At 36.9% G+C, this 20,164-nt stretch carries 20 protein-coding genes and 1 tRNA gene; 20 read left to right on the forward strand and 1 reads right to left on the reverse strand.

Annotated features, from left to right (window positions below; all coding sequences use genetic code 11):
* The first annotated feature begins 134 nt into the window (after positions 1 to 134).
* The 3 genes from KW2_RS02150 to pgmB all read left to right on the forward strand — a co-directional run bounded on the left by KW2_RS02150 (position 135) and on the right by pgmB (position 4,894).
* Entirely contained in the window at positions 135 to 1,700 is a 1,566-nt protein-coding gene (locus tag KW2_RS02150; RefSeq protein WP_021036748.1) for a PTS transporter subunit EIIC, read from the forward strand.
* A 66-nt stretch (positions 1,701 to 1,766) separates the two neighbouring features.
* Positions 1,767 to 4,076, forward strand: coding sequence for a glycoside hydrolase family 65 protein (locus tag KW2_RS02155; RefSeq protein WP_021036749.1), 2,310 nt, complete (start codon positions 1,767 to 1,769; stop codon positions 4,074 to 4,076).
* 152 nt (positions 4,077 to 4,228) lie between these two features.
* Positions 4,229 to 4,894: a beta-phosphoglucomutase gene (gene pgmB, locus KW2_RS02160; RefSeq protein ID WP_021036750.1), complete on the forward strand. Its 666-nt coding sequence runs from the start codon at positions 4,229 to 4,231 to the stop codon at positions 4,892 to 4,894.
* 57 nt (positions 4,895 to 4,951) lie between these two features.
* On the opposite strand, the gene KW2_RS02165 is transcribed toward pgmB, so the two are convergent.
* Positions 4,952 to 5,719: an alpha/beta hydrolase gene (locus tag KW2_RS02165; protein WP_021036751.1), complete on the reverse strand. Its 768-nt coding sequence runs from the start codon at positions 5,717 to 5,719 to the stop codon at positions 4,952 to 4,954.
* Positions 5,720 to 5,830: 111 nt separating this feature from the next.
* Here KW2_RS02165 and KW2_RS02170 point away from each other — a divergent pair, with 111 nt between their 5' ends.
* The 17 genes from KW2_RS02170 to KW2_RS12225 all read left to right on the forward strand — a co-directional run bounded on the left by KW2_RS02170 (position 5,831) and on the right by KW2_RS12225 (position 20,149).
* Positions 5,831 to 6,529: a hypothetical protein gene (locus KW2_RS02170; protein WP_021036752.1), complete on the forward strand. Its 699-nt coding sequence runs from the start codon at positions 5,831 to 5,833 to the stop codon at positions 6,527 to 6,529.
* Between the two features lie 158 nt (positions 6,530 to 6,687).
* Entirely contained in the window at positions 6,688 to 7,134 is a 447-nt protein-coding gene (gene tsaE / locus KW2_RS02175) for a tRNA (adenosine(37)-N6)-threonylcarbamoyltransferase complex ATPase subunit type 1 TsaE (RefSeq protein ID WP_021036753.1), read from the forward strand.
* Entirely contained in the window at positions 7,131 to 7,649 is a 519-nt protein-coding gene (locus tag KW2_RS02180; RefSeq protein WP_021036754.1) for a GNAT family N-acetyltransferase, read from the forward strand. The genes tsaE and KW2_RS02180 overlap by 4 nt, the downstream gene beginning before the upstream one ends.
* A 104-nt stretch (positions 7,650 to 7,753) precedes the next feature.
* A complete protein-coding gene (locus KW2_RS02185) occupies positions 7,754 to 9,133 on the forward strand; it encodes an LCP family protein (protein WP_041168565.1) in 1,380 nt (459 codons plus the stop codon).
* A gap of 183 nt (positions 9,134 to 9,316) precedes the next feature.
* Positions 9,317 to 9,390: transfer RNA gene (locus KW2_RS02190), tRNA-Arg, on the forward strand.
* Positions 9,391 to 9,533: 143 nt separating this feature from the next.
* Positions 9,534 to 10,295, forward strand: a complete 762-nt coding sequence (truA, locus tag KW2_RS02195) for a tRNA pseudouridine(38-40) synthase TruA (protein WP_021036756.1) — start codon at positions 9,534 to 9,536, stop codon at positions 10,293 to 10,295.
* 33 nt (positions 10,296 to 10,328) lie between these two features.
* Positions 10,329 to 11,117 carry a bifunctional hydroxymethylpyrimidine kinase/phosphomethylpyrimidine kinase gene (locus KW2_RS02200; RefSeq protein WP_021036757.1) on the forward strand — a complete coding sequence of 263 codons (789 nt, stop codon included), beginning with the start codon at positions 10,329 to 10,331 and terminating at the stop codon, positions 11,115 to 11,117.
* Positions 11,118 to 11,156: 39 nt separating this feature from the next.
* The gene (locus KW2_RS02205; protein ID WP_015082080.1) at positions 11,157 to 11,657 is read left to right on the forward strand and encodes an ECF transporter S component; all 501 of its coding nucleotides are present in this window, start codon (positions 11,157 to 11,159) and stop codon (positions 11,655 to 11,657) included.
* Positions 11,638 to 12,180 carry a TIGR01440 family protein gene (locus KW2_RS02210; protein WP_011834506.1) on the forward strand — a complete coding sequence of 181 codons (543 nt, stop codon included), beginning with the start codon at positions 11,638 to 11,640 and terminating at the stop codon, positions 12,178 to 12,180. Before KW2_RS02205 ends, KW2_RS02210 begins: the two co-directional genes overlap by 20 nt.
* A complete protein-coding gene (locus KW2_RS02215; RefSeq protein WP_021036758.1) occupies positions 12,181 to 13,317 on the forward strand; it encodes a pyridoxal-phosphate-dependent aminotransferase family protein in 1,137 nt (378 codons plus the stop codon).
* Between the two features lie 276 nt (positions 13,318 to 13,593).
* Entirely contained in the window at positions 13,594 to 15,201 is a 1,608-nt protein-coding gene (locus KW2_RS02220; protein WP_021036759.1) for a CTP synthase, read from the forward strand.
* Between the two features lie 211 nt (positions 15,202 to 15,412).
* Positions 15,413 to 16,291: a hypothetical protein gene (locus KW2_RS02225; RefSeq protein WP_021036760.1), complete on the forward strand. Its 879-nt coding sequence runs from the start codon at positions 15,413 to 15,415 to the stop codon at positions 16,289 to 16,291.
* 15 nt (positions 16,292 to 16,306) lie between these two features.
* Positions 16,307 to 16,852, forward strand: coding sequence for a DUF7336 domain-containing protein (locus KW2_RS12190; RefSeq protein WP_021036761.1), 546 nt, complete (start codon positions 16,307 to 16,309; stop codon positions 16,850 to 16,852).
* Between the two features lie 239 nt (positions 16,853 to 17,091).
* Complete coding sequence (locus tag KW2_RS02235; RefSeq protein WP_021036762.1) at positions 17,092 to 18,117, forward strand: hypothetical protein; 1,026 nt, start codon at positions 17,092 to 17,094, stop codon at positions 18,115 to 18,117.
* Positions 18,089 to 18,541, forward strand: coding sequence for a hypothetical protein (locus tag KW2_RS02240; protein ID WP_021036763.1), 453 nt, complete (start codon positions 18,089 to 18,091; stop codon positions 18,539 to 18,541). Before KW2_RS02235 ends, KW2_RS02240 begins: the two co-directional genes overlap by 29 nt.
* 2 nt (positions 18,542 to 18,543) lie before the next feature.
* A complete protein-coding gene (locus KW2_RS02245; protein ID WP_021036764.1) occupies positions 18,544 to 19,146 on the forward strand; it encodes a hypothetical protein in 603 nt (200 codons plus the stop codon).
* A complete protein-coding gene (locus KW2_RS12225; protein WP_021036765.1) occupies positions 19,133 to 20,149 on the forward strand; it encodes a hypothetical protein in 1,017 nt (338 codons plus the stop codon). The genes KW2_RS02245 and KW2_RS12225 overlap by 14 nt, the downstream gene beginning before the upstream one ends.
* Positions 20,150 to 20,164: the final 15 nt, after the last annotated feature.

The raw sequence follows: 20,164 nt of genomic DNA on the forward strand, positions 1-20,164 counted from the left end.
AAAATTTAAGGTTAATCCATTTATAAGGCAAAGGTGACGAGGGCTTTGTATATAAATTTTGTGACTATTAAACTCGTCAATTATTATTTTATATTATGAAATACTTCATAAATAATGAAGTAAAAGGAGAACTTATGGCAAATTATTCACAACTTGCGACAGAAATTATCGCAAATGTAGGTGGCGCTGAGAATGTCACAAAAGTTATTCACTGTATCACTCGTCTTCGTTTTACCTTGAAAGACAAAGATAAAGCAGATACGGCGGCGATTGAAGCTTTACCTGGTGTCGCTGGAGCTGTTTATAACTCAAACTTGAATCAATATCAAGTAGTTATTGGACAAGCTGTAGAAGATGTTTATGATGAGGTTGTTGAACAGCTTGGAGATTCAGTTGTTGATGAGGATGCAACGGCGCAAGCACTTGCTGCAACAGCACCGGCTAATGGTAAAAAACAAAATCCAATTGTTCATGCTTTCCAAGTGGTCATTGGGACAATTACAGGTTCGATGATTCCAATTATTGGTTTACTTGCGGCTGGTGGGATGATTAATGGATTATTAAGTATCTTTGTTAAAGGAAATCGTTTAATTGAAGTGATTGACCCTGCAAGTTCAACTTACGTCATTATCTCAACTCTAGCAATGACACCATTTTATTTCTTACCTGTTTTAGTAGGATTTTCAGCAGCAAAACAATTAGCACCTAAAGATACTGTTTTACAATTTATTGGTGCTGCTGTTGGTGGTTTCATGATTAATCCAGGGATTACTAACTTGGTAAATGCTCATGTTGGAACAAATGCGGCCGGTAAACATGTTGTTGTTGAAGCAGCTGCTCCTGTTGCAAATTTCCTTGGAGTCACTTTTAATACAAGTTATTTTGGAATTCCGGTTGCTTTGCCAAGTTATGCTTATACAATTTTCCCAATCATTGTGGCGGTAGCAATCGCTAAACCTTTGAATGCTTGGTTGAAAAAGGTTTTACCACTTGCCTTGCGTCCAATTTTCCAACCGATGATTACTTTCTTCATCACTGCTTCAATCGTTTTACTCTTGGTTGGTCCTGTTATTTCAACAATTTCATCTGGTTTGTCATTCGTTATTGACCATATCTTGTCATTAAACTTAGGGATTGCAAGTATTATTGTCGGTGGTTTGTATCAATGTTTGGTTATCTTTGGTTTGCACTGGTTGGTTGTACCACTTATTTCACAAGAGTTGGCAGCAACAGGAGCAAGCTCACTTAATATGATTGTTAGCTTCACAATGCTTGCGCAAGGAGTTGGTGCCTTGACTGTCTTCTTTAAATCTAAAAAAGCTGACCTTAAAGGACTTTCTGCTCCAGCTGCCATTTCGGCTTTTTGTGGAGTAACTGAACCTGCCATGTACGGAATTAACTTGAAATATGTTCGTGTCTTCATCATGTCTTCAATTGGTGCAGCAATTGGTGCTGGGATTGCCGGATTTGGTGGCTTACAAATGTTTGGATTTTCAGGGTCATTGATTGGTTTTCCTAACTTTATCTCTAATCCATTGACACACCATGCACCTGCGGGTAACTTAATGCTCTTCTGGATTGCCACTGCGGTATGTGCTGTTGCCACTTTCTTATTAGTTTGGTTCTTTGGTTACAAGGATACTGACGTCATGGGACAAGGAGTTGAACAAAAAAATGCATTTAAGGATGCTGTAAAATAATTAACAGAATTGTTTGGGAGCAGAGCGAATAAATTCTGCTTCCTTTAGTTTAATAAAGGGGGAGAAATGACTGATAAAGATTGGATGATCCAATATGACAAACAAGAAGTAGGGAAGCGTTCTTATGGGCAAGAATCTTTAATGTCATTGGGAAATGGTTATTTAGGACTTCGTGGGGCGCCTTTGTGGGCAACTTGTTCGGATAATCATTATCCGGGACTCTATGTCGCAGGGGTCTTTAATCACACAAGTACAGAGGTTGCAGGTCATGATGTCATCAATGAAGATATGGTCAATTGGCCAAATCCACAATTGATTAAGGTTTATATTGATAATGAATTGGTTGACTTTGAGGCAGCAATTGAGAAAAATTCTTCGATTGATTTCAAAAATGGATTGCAAATTGAGAGCTATAATGTCAGTTTAGCCAAGGGAAGTTTGACTTTAGTGACCACAAAATTTGTTGATCCCATTCATTTTCACGATTTTGGATTCGTTGGAGAAATCATCGCTGATTTTTCTGGAAAATTGCGAATAGAAACTTTTATTGATGGTTCGGTATTGAATCAAAATGTTGAACGTTATCGGGCTTTTGACAGCAAAGAATTTGAAGTGACTCAAATTGCTGATGGACTTTTGGTGGCAAAAACTAGAACAACGGACATAGAATTAGCAGTTGCGACTAAAACTTATTTAAATGGTCAGCCATTGAAAAAAGTAGAATCTGGAAATTCTGAAATTTTTAAAGAATCCATTGAAGTTGATTTACTAAAAAACCAAGAAGTTCAGTTTGAAAAATCGATTGTTATTGCTAGTTCTTATGAAACCAAAAACCCTGTTGAATTTGTGCTGACAGAACTGGCAGCAACTTCTGTCAGTAAAATTCAGGAAAATAATGCAAATTATTGGGAGAAAGTATGGCAGGATGGCGATATTGTCATCGAATCTGATCATGCGGATTTGCAAAGAATGGTGCGAATGAATATTTTCCATATTCGCCAAGCGGCACAACACGGTGCTAATCAGTTTTTAGATGCGTCCGTAGGTTCGCGTGGATTGACTGGTGAAGGTTATCGAGGACATATTTTCTGGGATGAAATTTTTGTTCTGCCTTATTATGCGGCGAATGAACCAGAAACAGCGCGTGATTTGCTTTTGTACCGAATCAATCGATTGACTGCTGCACAGGAAAATGCAAAGGTTGATGGAGAAATAGGGGCAATGTTTCCTTGGCAATCCGGCTTAATTGGGGATGAACAGGCACAATTTGTTCATTTGAATACAGTAAATAATGAATGGGAACCAGATAATAGTCGCCGTCAAAGACATGTCAGCTTAGCTATTGTTTACAATCTGTGGATTTACTTACAGCTGACAGATGATGAAAGTATTTTGACTGACGGTGGACTGGATTTGCTCATTGAAACCACGAAGTTTTGGTTAAATAAAGCCGAGCTGGGCGCTGATAGCCGCTATCATATCGCTGGTGTCATGGGTCCTGATGAATATCATGAGGCTTATCCAGGGCAAGAAGGTGGTATTTGCGATAATGCTTATACGAATTTGATGCTGACTTGGCAGTTAAATTGGCTGACAGAGCTGTCAGTGAAAGGTTTTGAAATTCCAGCAGATTTGCTTGAAGAGTCACAAAAAGTTCGGGAAAAGCTTTATTTAGATATTGATGAGAATGGTGTGATTGCCCAATATGCTAAGTATTTTGAGCTTAAAGAAGTTGATTTTGCAGCTTATGAAGCAAAATATGGCGATATTCATCGGATTGACCGTTTGATGAAGGCTGAGGGAATTTCACCTGACGAATATCAAGTGGCTAAACAAGCTGATACCTTGATGTTAATGTACAATTTGGGTCATGAACATGTGACCAAATTGGTCAAACAATTAGGTTATGAGCTACCCAAAAATTGGTTGAAAGTTAATCGTGATTATTATCTTGCACGAACTGTCCATGGTTCAACGACATCTCGTCCAGTTTTTGCTGGAATTGATGTCAAATTGGGTGATTTTGATGAAGCGCTTGACTTTTTAATCACTGCGATTGGAAGTGATTACTATGATATTCAAGGCGGAACCACGGCCGAAGGGGTTCACATTGGGGTTATGGGAGAAACACTTGAAGTGATTCAAAATGAATTTGCCGGTTTGACACTACGCGATGGATACTTTTCAATTGCTCCGCATTTACCAAAAAGTTGGACCAAATTGAAATTCAGTCAAATTTTCAAAGGTTGTCAAGTGCAAATTTTGATTGAAAAAGGTCAATTATTACTGACAGCTTCATCAGACTTGCTGATTAAAGTTTATGATGAGGAAGTTCAGTTAAAAGCAGGAGTACAAGCTAATTTTGATTTAAAATAAATAGTTTTGCTCTTAATAAAGTTTTGATACAAGGATTTACAATTATTTTTTGATAAAAAAATTACTGACAGAAATGAAAAAAATTCTGTCAGTAATTTTGGAAAGTCATTCTAAAAAATTCATTTTAAAATGACGAGAAAGAAGGTAAAAAGATGTTTAAAGCAGTATTGTTTGATTTAGATGGCGTAATTACAGATACCGCAGAGTATCATTATAGAGCATGGAAAGCTTTAGCTGAGGAAATTGGTATTAATGGTGTCGATCATCAGTTTAATGAGCAACTTAAAGGAGTTTCTCGTGAAGATTCTCTACAGAAAATTTTAGATTTGGCTGGAAAAAAAGTATCGGCAGAAGAATTTAAGGCACTAGCTCAAAGAAAAAATGATAACTATGTGACTATGATTCAAGATGTTTCCCCAGCTGATGTTTATCCTGGAATCTTACAATTACTCAAAGATTTGCGTTCTAATCATATCAAGATTGCTTTAGCTTCTGCCTCAAAAAATGGGCCATTTTTATTGGAACGGATGGCCTTGACTGAATATTTTGATGCGATTGCAGATCCAGCAGAAGTTGCGGCATCTAAACCAGCTCCAGATATTTTTATTGCGGCAGCTCATGCCGTTGGTGTAAAACCGACTGAATCAATTGGTTTAGAGGATTCTCAAGCTGGAATTCAAGCGATTAAAGATTCAGGGGCGCTACCAATTGGAGTTGGGCGACCAGAGGATTTGGGAAATGATATCGTCGTTGTAGCTGACACTTCTCATTATACTTTGGATTTTCTTAAAGAAGTTTGGTTAAAAGAAAAAGGATAGTTTCTATTTAAAACGACCAAAATTTTGTCAAAAAAATGCCCCAGTTGAGTGGGCATTTTAATTTTTTATTTGTCTTTCTAACCAATCTGAGGCCCAAGAGAACCAACGATGAACTGAATCAAGACAATAAGCATCAGAAGGAGCTGTTGTCCGATTCGCCAAGGAAATGCCATGTGGTCCTGCTTCAAAAAAATGAGCTTCAAATGGGACTTGGTGTTTGGACAGGCGGTCACAATATTTAAGACTGTTATAGATAGGAACACTTGCATCATCAGCGGTATGCCAGATGAAAGTAGGGGGTGTAGCCGAAGTCACTTTTTCTGAAATATTGTATTCTGAAATATTTTCAATTTCAAAGTTAAAATGTGATAAATCACTTGGCCAACCAAAAGTGAAGGAAGTAACAGGGTAACAAAGAATTACACCCTTTGGTCGATAAATTTGTTCAGAATTGCCATACCAAGCGGCTAAATGCCCTCCAGCTGAACAGCCAAGTAAAAAGACATGTTCGGGATTAATTTGCCATTGTTCATGATGTTGATTAATCAAAGCAAAAACCGCCTGAACTTCAGTAATATTTTGAGAGAGAAAATTATAATCAGTTCCTTTGTTCATCACTGTATAGTTGAGAATAAAAACTTGATAACCCTGTGCAAGAAAAGCAAGCGCAAGTGGGTCAGATTCTCTGTTGGAAATATGTTGATAGCCACCTCCGGGGCAAATAATGATGGCTGGAAAAGTATAATTTTCTTCTGGACGTGGATTTTGAAGTTGATAAAAATCAACCCAAGCAGTATCATTCAAAGAAAACGTTGATTTATTCATAGGTTTATTGTACCAAAAAAAATATGAAAGAAATATGAAACAGACTCGATGTTTATTTAATACATTCCTATATTTTAAGTTCGTTTAAGAAAAATATCATAGAATTTTAGTATGAAGAAAATTATTTATGGCATAGGACTAATCAGTCTGCTTAATGTTGGAACAATTGCTTATGGAGAAACAGCAACAGGGACATCAGCAAGTTCAGCAGAGACAACTGCTCAAAGTTCCACAGGAAATTCTACAAGTCAAAGCTCAAGCAATTCGGCAAGTAGTAGTTCACAAAATACAAGTTCTAGTGATGGGACAAATTCGACAAGTCAAAGTCAAACACAGACCAGTACAACTGCGCAAAATCAAACAGAAACTAATGGGCAAAATCAGAATCAAACTCCTCCAGTAGCCGAAAGTCGGGATAATTCAACAGATAAAAACTCTGGAAGTCAAAAAGAAACTAAAAATTCAACAACGATTATCAATGAAACCGTCAATAATAATGCTAAAGGAAATAATATTCTTTTAATGACGCTGACAAGTTTGTCGGCGTCAGTGACAATTATTGGGGGGATTATTGCTCTCGTTCGTCATTTGCGTGGTCAAGGGAAGAAAAAAAATTCTGTCAGTAAAACCAAAGCTCCTAAAAATGGGAGTGCTCTTTCAAGTTCCCTGACAGATTCATCAGTGAATTCAGATAAAACGCAAAATCATGAAAATCCACTGACAGAAACTCAACAAATAAATTTACAAGCGGATGAACTTTTGAAAAATCATAAAAAGCAGCAAAAAGAGTATCGTCGCAGAAGAAGATAAAAATCCGTTTAACGGTTTTTTATTTTGCTTAAATTTATGAGAGGAAATCAATAAACTACACTAATAAATTTATTGTGTACAAGCCTGCTGAAGCTCAGCGAAAAAATTATAGTCTTTGCTTTATCGGCTCCCAATCTGGGATGTGATATAATAAAATCATGAAATTTAACGAAGAAGAAATGTTACAATTTGCTCAAAAATTGGGAAGAAAATTAGAAGCACAAGATGTGATTGTTTTAACCGGTGAACTTGGAGCTGGGAAAACGACTTTTACCAAAGGATTGGCCTTAGGTTTAGATATTCATCAAATGGTTAAAAGTCCGACTTATACAATTGTAAGAACACTTGATGGTCGACTTCCCCTTCATCACATGGACGTTTATCGAATTGGTGATGATCCAGATAGTTTTGATTTGGATGATTATTTATTTGGTGATGGCGTTTCAGTTATTGAGTGGGGGGAAATGCTTGGAGTTGATTTGCCAGAAAATTATCTTGAAGTCATTTTTGATAAGTATTCTCCAGATTTAATCAATGGCCAAGAACGCGAGATTATCTTGAAAGCACATGGAAAAAGATATGAGGAGCTTATCAATAATTTATGACTACAGAATTAATTGTCAGAGAAGCAAGCGGATTAGATAGCCCAAAAGTAATTGACTTTCTTAACAAAGTTGGGGCCGAAAGTAATTTCTTGACCATTGATGAAGTAGGAATTCTGATGTCCGAAGCAGAAATGACAGAGTTTCTAAATCAACAAGCCGAAAAGGACAATAATGCCTATTTTATTGCTTTCGTTGGTGAGGAAATTGCTGGAGTTTTACACCTGACAGCAGATTATCATTATCGAGTTCGCCATATCGCAGAACTCTTTATCGCTGTGGCCCAAGATTTTCAAGGCTATGGGATTGGCTCGATTTTATTAGAAGATGCTCTTGACTGGATAAAAGAAGTTGGGATTATCAAACGGCTAGAATTAACTGTCCAAGCACGCAATCATAAAGCACGACATCTTTATGAAAAATTTGATTTTGCATTAGAAGCCACCAAAAAATGGGGTGCAAGAGATGAAAATGGTCAATTCATTGATATTTGCGACTATGTATTATTTTTTGACTAATGACTGACCTTTTTGTTAGTAAAACTAAATATAATTAAAGAAAAATTAAAATCTAATTTTTCTTTTTTTGTTGTGAAAAATCAGAATTTTGATATAATGCTAATATGAAGCTTTGGATAAAAACACTTCTCATGCTAGGAAGTATCATTTTAGTAACGGCAATTGCTGCGGGCGGATATACATTAACCGTCTTAAACAGTACAACAAAAGCCTTTAAAATGACTTACACGAATGCTGGGAATAAACAAACAGAACAAGTCATTCAGGCGACTAAACCTCTGACCATCCTACTTATGGGAGTTGATACAGGGGGTGAAGGTCGTGGGACTTCCGATTCTTGGAATGGGAATTCTGACTCACAGATTCTGATGACACTTAATCCTAAAACGCACACGACAACAATGGTTTCAATTGAACGTGATACAATGACTAATATTTTGGATGGTGACGGAAACATCGTCTCTAAACAAAAAATGAATGCAGCTTATCCCCTAGGTTATAACTCAGGGTCATCTTCTGATGGTTTGAAAAATGCTGTCAGTTATGCCATGAAGACAATTGGAGCTCAAACGGGTATTAATATTGATAGCTTTGCAACTGTAAATTTTGATGGTTTAGTCAATATGGTTGATAATGTAGGTGGGATTGATATTAACAATACTACGGGGCAAACCCTATACATCTCAGATACAGAGCCGCAATACACTGCGAAAGTTCCACCAGGAAAACAACACATTAATGGGGACCAAGCTTTAGTTTATACTCGGGACCGTCATCATTTGCCAAATGGAGACTACGGTCGGGCTGCTCATCAGCGCGAAGTTATCGCCGCTCTCATGAAAAAAGTCTTGGCTTTGGATAATATTACTCGCTATGAGCAATTTTTGAATGAAGCTTCAAAAGATTTTAGAACCAATATTCCAATTAATGCCTCAACGATTACTTCTTTATTAGGCTACAAAGATTGCTTTAATAAAGTAGTTTCTGTCCAATATGAAGGAATAGGCGAAATGGTTGATGGAACTTCCTATCAATTTATGCCGACAGATATCTACCTTGCGATGCAAAATATCATGAAGAAATCGCTTGATGAATCAACTGTAACGACTTTACCAAGTAGCTTGATTACTTATGAATCGGTATTTGGTTCAGGTACAGCACCATTTTACTATCTACCTTCAGCTACTGTGACTGAAAAAGGAAAGACAACAGAAACTTACGGAGTAGATACTCAAGGAAATCTTGTTTCTTTGAATTCTAAAAACTCAGGAAATTATGTTTCGACAAGTGGTGGTTCAGTTCAATCGGACTCAAGTTCTGGCTCCTCTAGCTCATCGAGTGATTCTACAGTAACATCAAGTTCTGATTCGACCTATCAGCAAAATGATACTTACAATGATGGCTATAATAATAGTAATAATACGACTACTTATGGTAATGGAACAGATGATACCACTGCTGGAGGATACGGCACAGGTCAATAATTGAAAAAAGTAAGAGAATATGATAAACTTGTTTCTGTCAGTGATTTATAACTTAATAAATTTACTGACAGAAATTAATTGGTCCGATAGCTCAGCTGGCTCGAAGTATATCTTCGAGGTTGTGAATAAAGAAAATTTAAATTTTCTTCCTCACTATCCAGTCGAGCTGTCTCTCTTACATTTGGTCCGATAGCTCAGCTGGATAGAGCATTCGCCTTCTAAGCGAACGGTCGAGGGTTCGAATCCCCCTCGGATCATGGTGCCAAACCTCGCCCCACCTTCGTAGTGGGGCATTTTTTTATGCCATTTTTTAAAATTGTCAAAGTCTATATTGAAAAAGGATAAACCACCATAAAAAAAGAAAATAAAGTCGCATGAAAAATTGTGCTATAATAGAAAAATGACAAGATACAAAGCCACAATAGCCTATGATGGAACCGATTTTGCGGGTTTTCAAAGCCAAACGAATCAACGCACAGTTCAAGAAGAAATTGAAAAAGTATTAAGCAAATTAAATTCTTTTGAGCCCGTTATTTTACAAGGCTCTGGCAGAACGGATTCAGGAGTTCATGCCTTTGGGCAAGTGATTCATTTTGACCTGAATGGCAAAGCGCGTGATTTGGAGCGCTTGCGTTTTGGGCTAGACACTCAGACACCAGCAGATATTGCGGTAAAAAAAGTAGAACTTGTCCCAGATGATTGGCACGCAAGATACCAAAAACATGAAAAAACCTATGAGTATTATTTGGAAAATTCAGTGACTCGTAGCCCTTTTCACAGACATTCTAAAGCTTATTTTCGTTATCCGCTTAATTTTGAACGGATGCAAGGAGCAATGGCAAAATTAGTTGGTCAACACGATTTTACAGGTTTTACTGCCTCTGGTTCATCAGTTGATGACAAGGTGCGAACCATTTATCAAGCAGAAATTATTCAACTTGATAAAGAAAATTTCAAATTTATATTTCGTGGAAATGGTTTTTTGTATAAACAAGTCCGAAATATGGTTGGAACCGTCATTAAAATCGGCAATGACCGAATGCCTGTCAGTCAAATTGATAAGATTTTGACCAGCAAAAATAGAAATTTTGCAGGACCAACAGCAGCGCCTGAGGGCTTATATCTTAAAGAAGTCAAATATGAACCAATAAATGAAATTTAAAAAATACTTTTAACAAAAATTACTGGAGAGAAAATGGTAGAGGAATTAGCACAAACAAAAAAAATTCTAACAATTGCAGGTTCAGATATTCTTTCTGGAGGTGGAATGCAAGCAGATTTAGCCACATTTGCGGCAAATGGCTTATATGGTTTTTGTGCTTTAACAAGTATTGTAACAGTCAAAGAAGACAAGTTTTTTGTTCACCCCGTAGATGAGGAAATTTTCCAAGAAGAACTTGAAAGTTTGACTGATATTGATTTTTCAGCTATAAAAATTGGCTTATTACCTAATAAAAAAATACTAGAGATGACGAAAAAGTGGCTGACAGCTCTGTCAGTAAAATCGCCAGTTCCTATTATCTTAGATCCGGTTATTGTTTTTAAAGAAAATGCAGACTATTCTGTCAGTGAAATGCGCGAACTATTCATCAGCCAATTATTTCCACTAGCAACAGTCATTACGCCAAATCTAAAAGAGGCAGAGATTCTAACGGGGCTGTCAGTAAAAACTGAGGCAGATATGAAAGCAGCAGCTAAACTTTTACATCGTTTTGGTGCCAAAAATGTAATCATAAAAGGCGGAAATCGATTTGATCAAAAACAAGCGATTGACTTTGCTTATGATGGGAAAGATTTTTATCAATTAGCAAGTCCGCTTTTAAAGAAAAACAATAATGGAGCTGGCTGTACATTTGCCTCTTCTATTGCAAGTCAGATGGCTGAGGAAAATTCTTTTAAAGATTCGGTCGAAAAAGCAAAAGACTTCGTCTATCAAGCTATTCAAAATGCTAATGAATTTGGTGTTTTTCAAAATAAAAAGTAAATTTCCAAAAGCAAACCAAACTTCTAGGGAAATTAGGAGATGAAACTCATGGACAACAAAAATATAAAAAAATTAACTTTACTTGCGATTTGGACAGCTATTACCTTTGTTCTTGGTCGCCTGTTTACTTTTCCAATCCCTGGCTCGGCAGGAAATATTTTAACCCTCTTGGATGTCGGAATTTATACAGCGGTCTTTCTTTTTGGCAAACGAGAGGCAGCAATAATTGGGGGCTTTGCAGCTTTTCTTCTTGATTTGACCGCGGGCTTTAGTAATTATATGTTTTTCAGCCTGATTATTCATGGAGGCCAAGGCTATCTAGCTGGCTTGACAAGATATAAATGGCTCAACTTTTTGCTTAGTCTTCTAGTTATGGTTGGAGGGTACTTTATTGTTGGTGGCTTAATGTATGGCTGGGGTTCGGCCATTGCTGGACTTTGGGTCAATATTGTCCAAGTTATTGTTGGCTTTGTTTTGGCTAAAGTCTTAAGCCCACTTATTGAAAGGACAGGTATTTTAAATGGATTTAGAAAAGCTTAAAGAAGAAACACAAATAATTATTGATGATGTTTTGAAACAAACAGAGATTAAATCAGGACAGGTTTTTGTGCTTGGACTCTCATCATCTGAAGTCAATGGTGGTCTGATTGGTCATGCAAGTTCAGCCGAAATAGGTCAGGTTATCGTTTCTGTTATTCACAAGACCCTATCTGACAAGGGAATTTATTTAGCCGTTCAAGCTTGTGAACATCTCAATCGAGCCTTGCTCATTGAAGAAGAATTAGCTGACAAAAAAGACTGGGAAATTGTTTCTGTTGTTCCTCAGCTTCATGCTGGAGGAAGTGGTCAAGTTGCAGCTTACCAACTTTTTAAATCTCCTGTCGAAGTAGAGCACATCGTTGCTCAAGCAGGTTTGGATATTGGGGATACAAGTATTGGTATGCATGTCAAACACGTGCAAATACCTGTACGTCCGATTTCAAAAGAACTAGGTGGCGCTCATGTTACGGCCCTCAAATCACGTCCTAAACTTATTGGTGGAGAACGTGCGAGGTATGAATAAATGAAAGAGATGCTAATCATGACCCCGGGTCCAACTGCTGTGGCTGAAAATGTTCGTCTAGCAAGAGCGAAAGTAACAACAAATCCAGATATTGATTTAGAATTTTATGATTTCTATAAAAGGACTTGCGATAAACTTGCTCAATTTTTAAAAACTAAAAATGACCTTAGAATTCTGGCGGGGGAAGGAATTTTAGGTTTGGAAGCAGCCTGTGCTTCATTGACTGAATCAGGCGACCGTGTACTTGTTCTTGATAATGGTATCTTTGGTCATGGATTCGCTGAATTTGTTGAACTATATGGTGGCCAAGCTCTATTGCTTCAAAGCTCAGGAAAAGAAGCCTTTGACATAGAAATTTTAGAAAAATTTTTAGAAAAAGACCATGATTTTAAATATGCTACAATTGTTCATTGTGATACGCCATCTGGTGTATTAAATGACCTTTCCAAGATTTGTCCCCTTCTCAAAAAATATGGAATTCTTACTGTTGTAGACTCCGTTGCCGCCATGGGAGGCGAAGATTTACAAGTAGATAATTGGCAAATTGATATTGCACTTGGAGGCTCACAGAAAGTTTTATCGGCTCCACCTGGATTAACGATTGTTTCTATCTCGCCTCTTGCTTACCAAGCAATGGAAAATAGACAAAGCCCTATTGCGAGTTTTTATTGTAATCTCCTGACTTTTAAAGATTATTATGAAAGAAAATGGTTTCCTTACACAATGCCAATTTCAGACATTTATGGATTAGACCAAGCCGTAGACAATATTCTTTTTGACCAAGAAATCTTGAAACGCCATGCGATGATTGGTAAAGCCACAAGAAAAGCGATAAAGAATTCCCCATTAGAACTTTATTTACAAAACGGCTATTCTAATACTGTCAGTGTTATAAAAGTACCAAATGGTCTGAATGACCAAGAACTTTTAAGAAAAATGCGCCAAGATTATCAAGTGATGATAACAGGTTCTTTTGACCGTTTAGCTGGTAAAGTTTTGCGCATTGGACATATGGGTGAAAATGCTAGAACTAGCAAAGTGGCTTATAGCCTCTATGCCCTTCAAAAAGTATTAGAAGAATCAGGTCTTAAATTTGAAACGAGCTTACAGGAAGATTTTTTGCAAGCACTTAAGTGAAAAAAGTAATGATAAAAAATGTAGAAGCTAAAATCTGGCAATTTCGTCATTAAAATCTACTGATTACAAAAAAATAAAAATAGAAATGCCCGATATTACTGGGCTTCATAAAAAATTAAAAACAGACTTTTGACAAAAAAGGAAAAATCAGATATAATTATTTTCGGGCACTGGTTTTTTATTATAAAAAATCAGTAACGGTAGGCTCCCCTCTGGGGAGCTGTTTTTGTTTTTCCCAGTTATTTCTGTTTTGTAAAAAGATAAGAGGAGATTTAGATGTCAACTAAGTATATTTTCGTCACTGGTGGTGGTACTTCGTCAATGGGTAAAGGGATCGTAGCGGCATCGCTCGGTCGTTTGCTTAAAAACCGTGGACTTAAAGTCACTGTCCAAAAATTTGACCCATACCTTAACATCGACCCAGGGACAATGAGTCCTTATCAACATGGTGAAGTCTTTGTTACTGATGATGGTGCTGAAACTGACCTTGACCTTGGTCACTATGAACGTTTCATTGACATCAATTTAAATAAATATTCAAACGTTACTTCCGGTAAAGTTTACAGTGAGATTCTTCGTAAAGAACGTAAAGGAGAATATCTCGGAGCAACTGTCCAAATGGTACCGCATGTGACTAACATGTTGAAAGAAAAAATCAAACGTGCAGCGACAACAACTGATGCTGATATTATTATCACTGAGGTTGGTGGGACTGTTGGTGATATGGAAAGCTTGCCATTTATTGAAGCTTTGCGCCAAATGAAAGCCGAAGTTGGTGCTGACAACGTCATGTACATTCACACTGTTCCAATTCTTCACTTGCGTGCTGCTGGAGAATTGAAAACTAAGATCGCACAAAATGCGACTAAGACACTTCGTGAATATGGTATCCAAGCCAACATGCTTGTCTTGCGCAGTGAAGTGCCAATCACGACAGAAATGCGTGATAAAATTGCAATGTTCTGTGACGTAGCACCTGAAGCAGTGATTCAATCACTTGATGTGGAACATCTTTATCAAATTCCATTGAACCTTCAAGCACAAAATATGGACCAAATCGTTTGTGACCATTTGAAACTTGATGCACCAAAAGCAGATATGGCAGAATGGTCAGCAATGGTTGACCATGTCATGAATCTTAAGAAAAAAGTGAAAATCGCTTTGGTTGGTAAATATGTAGAGTTGCCAGATGCTTATATTTCAGTGACTGAAGCTCTTAAACATGCAGGCTATGCATCTGATGCCGAAGTTGATATTAACTGGGTCAATGCCAACGATGTGACCGATAAGAATGTTGCTGAACTTGTTGGAGACGCAGCTGGAATTATCGTGCCTGGTGGCTTTGGTCAACGTGGAACAGAAGGTAAGATTGCAGCAATCAAATATGCGCGTGAAAATGACGTTCCAATGCTTGGAATTTGTCTTGGAATGCAATTGACAGCGGTAGAATTTGCTCGTAATGTTCTTGGACTTGAAGGAGCTCATTCATTTGAATTAGACCCTGAAACAAAATATCCAGTCATTGACATCATGCGCGACCAAGTTGATGTTGAAGACATGGGTGGAACATTACGTCTTGGACTTTACCCAGCAAAATTGAAAAATGGTTCACGCGCTAAAGCAGCCTACAATGATGCTGAAGTGGTTCAACGTCGTCACCGTCACCGTTATGAATTTAATAACAAATATCGTGAAGACTTTGAAAAAGCTGGTTTCGTATTCTCAGGAGTTTCACCAGACAACCGTTTGGTTGAAATCGTTGAACTTTCTGATAAAAAATTCTTCGTGGCATGTCAATATCACCCAGAATTACAATCACGTCCCAACCGTCCAGAAGAACTCTACACAGAATTTATTCGTGTAGCTGTTGAAAATAGTAAATAAGCTAAAACTTGTAAAACTCTCCTTAACTCAGGAGAGTTTTTTATTTTGTTTAAATAATCAGAATATTACAAATAAAACGTTGTCTTATAATTTTCTTTGTGGTACAATGAGCTTATAAAATCAAGAATGGCTCAACCATGGGGTTTGTAGGTATAAAAATTACAAATAATGATTTGCTATTTTTTATAAAAACTAAAAAAAGGAAAAACACATGAAAAAACTTCATTGGAAAATCAGCTTAGTTTTACTTACTATTTTTCTGCTTATCCCTTACGCAGGAGAGTTTAGCATCCTAAAAGTCAAAGCAGATGAAACAGGGCAGACGGAAATATCCAGTTCATCATCTGCCACGTCGGACGCTCAAAGTTCAGAAGTTAAAAATTTCGAGCAAAAGCAAGCTCCGACAGAACCGACACCACCGCCTTCATTCACGGGGACTTTGAGCGATATGATAGACCAAGTCTATCCGTCAATAGCCGCTGCTCCAAAACCCAGCCCAAAATCTTTTGTAAGTGATGATGGTGTCACAATCAACGGACAATTTTACTCTAACGCAGAATTTGATGCCCTTCTTGACAAAATGACGCTCGCACCCAATGCGCCAGATTTTACAGTGGACACAAATGGCCAGATACATTTTGACTATGATTTGCGTATTTTCCCCCTTGCTGCACCAATATTTGTTGCCGCACTTCCGATAATCGGAAAAGTTTTTGTGACAGGCGCCACGATTATCGTAGGCGGTCTTATGATAAATGAGAACAACAAGGAGTGGAACAAGGTTACCTCTCGGCTTAATGCGGCGCAAAGAGCAAAAGTTGAGGCTGAAAAAGCGAAAGCTAAGGCAAAGGCTAAGCCAAAAACTCCGACAAAGGCTCAACCACAGTATAAAGATAAAATAAAAGTTAAAGGAAAGCAAAAAGATGATATTCCTGAACGTTTTAGGGGTGAGAAGCCTCTTAAAGGAGAGTCGGGAAAGGATGCAGCAGAGAGGGTTTTGAAAAAATTTAAAGAATGGAACCCAAAAAACACAAAGGGACAATCATTATTTAGTCAATTGAAAAAATATTTTGATACTCATTTCAAATAAAAAGAGGTAGTAATCATGAAAGTGTATATGCTTAAACACAGCTATTCTTATGAAATTTTCGAAGGAATTATGACAGAAAATGGCAAATTTATCGGAACTTATCGCACAGAAGAAAAGGCGAAAGAGACTATTAAAAAATTGAAATTAGTTCAGGGGTTTAATCGTTTTCCAGAAAATTGTTTTCAAATCAGCACTTGTATTGTTGGAGAAGAGCATTGGACAAAAGGATTTATTCCTCAAAATGGACAAGAAATTGATAATAGTTTTATTAAAGTTGAAAAAGATACTCGTGAAATCGGGATTCCTGCAAAGCTTTATAGTCTTGAACACACTTATGAATATGAAATTGTTGAGGATATTAAATTAGATGAGACGAAGTTTATAGGGGTATACAAGACGGAACTTGAGGCGATTGCTGCTAAAGAAAAATTGTTAAAAGTTCAGGGCTTCAATCAATTTCCAGAAGACTCTTTCAATATTTCTGAAGAAGTGCTTGATGAAGATAACTGGACAGAGGGGTTTATTACTTGGGACGGAGAAACTCAAGAATGGATAGAATAAGAAAAAATGAATATAAAGGAATTTTATAAAACACATTATAGCCTTTGTCCAGATATTCCACTCAATAAAGTGGAAATAAATGAAGATATGATAGAGAGAATGGGTACAGTCAAGAATATAGTGACTATTCTATTTCAAAATTAATAAATGGACTGTCCTGAGTACTGGCTTTGAGAAATAAATTGATATTCATTTAATTTTTAATAAACCATAAAGCGCTTTAAAACGAAAGGAATCACATGAAAAAACTTCATTGGAAAATTATTCTGATAGCGTCAACGCTCTTTTTGATTGCCCCTTATGCTGGAGAATTTGGCAATCTAAAAGTCAAAGCAGATGAAACAGTGCAAACAGAGACATCAAGTTCGTCATCTGAACAAGCAAGTACAGTCAAATCAAGTCAATCGGCAAGCACAGAGCAAAGTCAAAGTTCAACAGAGTCAGCACCCGTTCCCTCACAAACGGCGCAATCTTCTTCCGCACAGGAACAGACCAAGACATCAACCACTTCACAACAGTCACGATCAGGCACCTTAAGTGGCATGATTGACCAGATGTTCCCGCCCCAACTCCCCGCTCCTACTAAGGCAAAGCCTAGTGCTACGATTGAATATGTTAATGGTGGTGTAAAATTTAATAACAAGTTTTATACCGAAGCAGAATTTGCTAAATATATTGAAAAAAACTTTGTCCCTAATCCGCAAGTTCAATTTCACGTGGACGCGTCAGGAAAGATTGTCATTGATTCTCAAACGAGAATAGCCTCGACTATGAATTGGCCAGATATTGGCGAAGCAGCGACCAAAGGAGCTACTGCGATTGGAAGTCTGGGAGGAGCGACTATTCTCGCTAGCGCTGGTGCTGCGCTTCTCATAGGTGGAGGCTTGACCGTAGGTTATGACCTGCTTTTTCCACACAAAGTAGGCGGAGATATTAAAGCCACACCGGCTATGATTGCTGCGATGGCACGGAAACAACAGGCCAATAAGACACCGGCCAAGCCCAAAGCATCACCAGCACCAGCGAAACCTCGTGTAAAAACACCGCCTAAGGCTGATGAAAGAGGTGGAACACAACGCATGGGACGCCAAAAAGGTAATGCCCCGAGAAGTAATACTGCACAAAATAAACAGGCCAGAGATGTGTCCAAGAAATATAATTTGAGCAAAAGTCAACAAGATAAATTTCACAAAGAAATATCCCATAAAGGATATGGCTATAAGGAGTTAGAAAAAATTGCCAGAGATATTAAAAATAAAAAGTAAAATTAAACATTTAATAGGTCAAGAAGTTGTAGAAAGTCGAGCTGGCGGCTCTGCAGGGTCAATTTTGTATGTAATTGTAGATGATAAATCTTATATTGCTATTTGGTGTGCTTGGCGAATTGAAAAGGACACTGAAGTAATTGTTACGTCTTCAGATACAACTGAAGTCCCCCATGGGTTGGTACAAAATAAAACACCAATTTTGAATGATAATAAAATATTAGATATAAAAATATCAGCACAATATGACTTGATAATTACTTTTGAGAATGATTATATTCTACGTGTTTTTTGTGATGTTGGGCATTCTAGAAATGATTACTACGAAAATTGGGAACTTGGTATTCCAAGTGAGAATTTGGTCATTGAAATTAATAATCATTATATGGAGTTAATAAGTTCTTATGATTCAGAAAGTGAATAACTATGAAAAATATTCAAGAAGTTGATTTTAAAAATGCTGATGATGAATCTTTGATTATCGGCCATATCTATTATCAGAGTTCGAAATGGTTGTTGTATAGTTTTATTACATCTGCTGGAATTTTTGATGGTTTTACTTTGCAACGCATTTTATCTGCGGATAAATTGAAAACCGTAAATTCGAGCGACTATTTAAATACTATCAAAAAATATGCCAAAAATGCAAAGTTTCTCAATTTTTATGATCCATTTGGTCAAGAAAATTTACTGACAGATTTTGAATTGTCAAATTTGACAGACGAAAATATTTGTCAAAAGTTCTTGAGTTTTATCAAGGAAAAAGAAGTTTTTGCAAAGGTTTTGCTATTTGGCAATACAGTAAATGAAGAGCTGGATTTTGGAAATTATACCGAAGGTCAAATTTTAGAAATTACTGACGAAAGTTTTACTACTTGGGATATTGACACAGATATTGTCAAATTTGATGAAAAATATGATGGACAATATGAAGATATTTACATCATCAATATTGCAACGCCCACGCTCAATCAAATGCAAGCGGTCATGAAGCAAGAAAGTGAAGATAAATCTAATGACGGAAAATAAACTTTACAGATTAGACCTATCCTTTCTTGCTGACGAATTTTATGTGGGTTATATTCGTCAGGAATTTTTAAATTTTTATCTTGTAGAATTGATTGATGCTTGGGGACGTTTTGAGAGTTTAATACTTGTTAATAAAGAAAAAATAGAGCTTATGACAGCTGAAAATTCTTATTTGGATATTATGCAAGATTATATAGATATCAATCGCTCGGTCAATAATTATGATGCCTTTGAACTTACAAAAAAGTGGCAGAATTTTACATTAAATCTACTCAATCATCAACTTATTAGCTTTCTTGATGAAGATGATGAAAATCAGGAAGAAACGCTAGTGCTTGCAGAGCATTCACAAAATGATAAGCTTGATATTTTTCCAGTAAGTGATGATGTGCTAGGGTCAAGCTTTATTATTCAATCACTTGATGAAAAATCTTACTTAGATAGCGAACGATTTGTACAGCTTAACTATTTGACGGTTGATTCCCTTGAATTAGAGCTTTTACGGAGGAATATTGGAATGAAAATAATTGGCAATATAAATCTTGATATCCGCCCTTCCGTTAGACCGTTCATTAAAAAGGAAATTCTTAATTTTATAGAATGGTTCGAGAATACTTATGATGTTCCTGAAAAAGTGTTAATAATTACCACAGGCGCGAAGTATATCTATAATTTGGATGCTAAGAAAGTGTCAGCTACTTGTTTTATTCCCTATGATGAAAAAGAAATAACAACAATAAAGGTGTCCACTGGAGATTTTTATGAGTTATTAGCGAAGGGAGGAAAGGATGACGCTGTTTATTCTATAATTCACAGTATTTTACATGAGTTGCAACACTACTATCAAGGAGTGAATGACTGGCCACTTGATGAGAATGAGGCAGATGAGATTGGGACAGATTTGACTTATGAATATGTAGAAACACGAGGGTTCATCTTTGAGGAACATCAGAAATCAAGAAGTCAGAAATCACAAATTCCAAAATTTAAGAGATTTTTGTAACTTAGAAAAGGAAAA

It is taken from the genome of Lactococcus cremoris subsp. cremoris KW2 (assembly GCF_000468955.1).
Taxonomy (GTDB): Bacteria; Bacillota; Bacilli; order Lactobacillales; family Streptococcaceae; genus Lactococcus; species Lactococcus cremoris.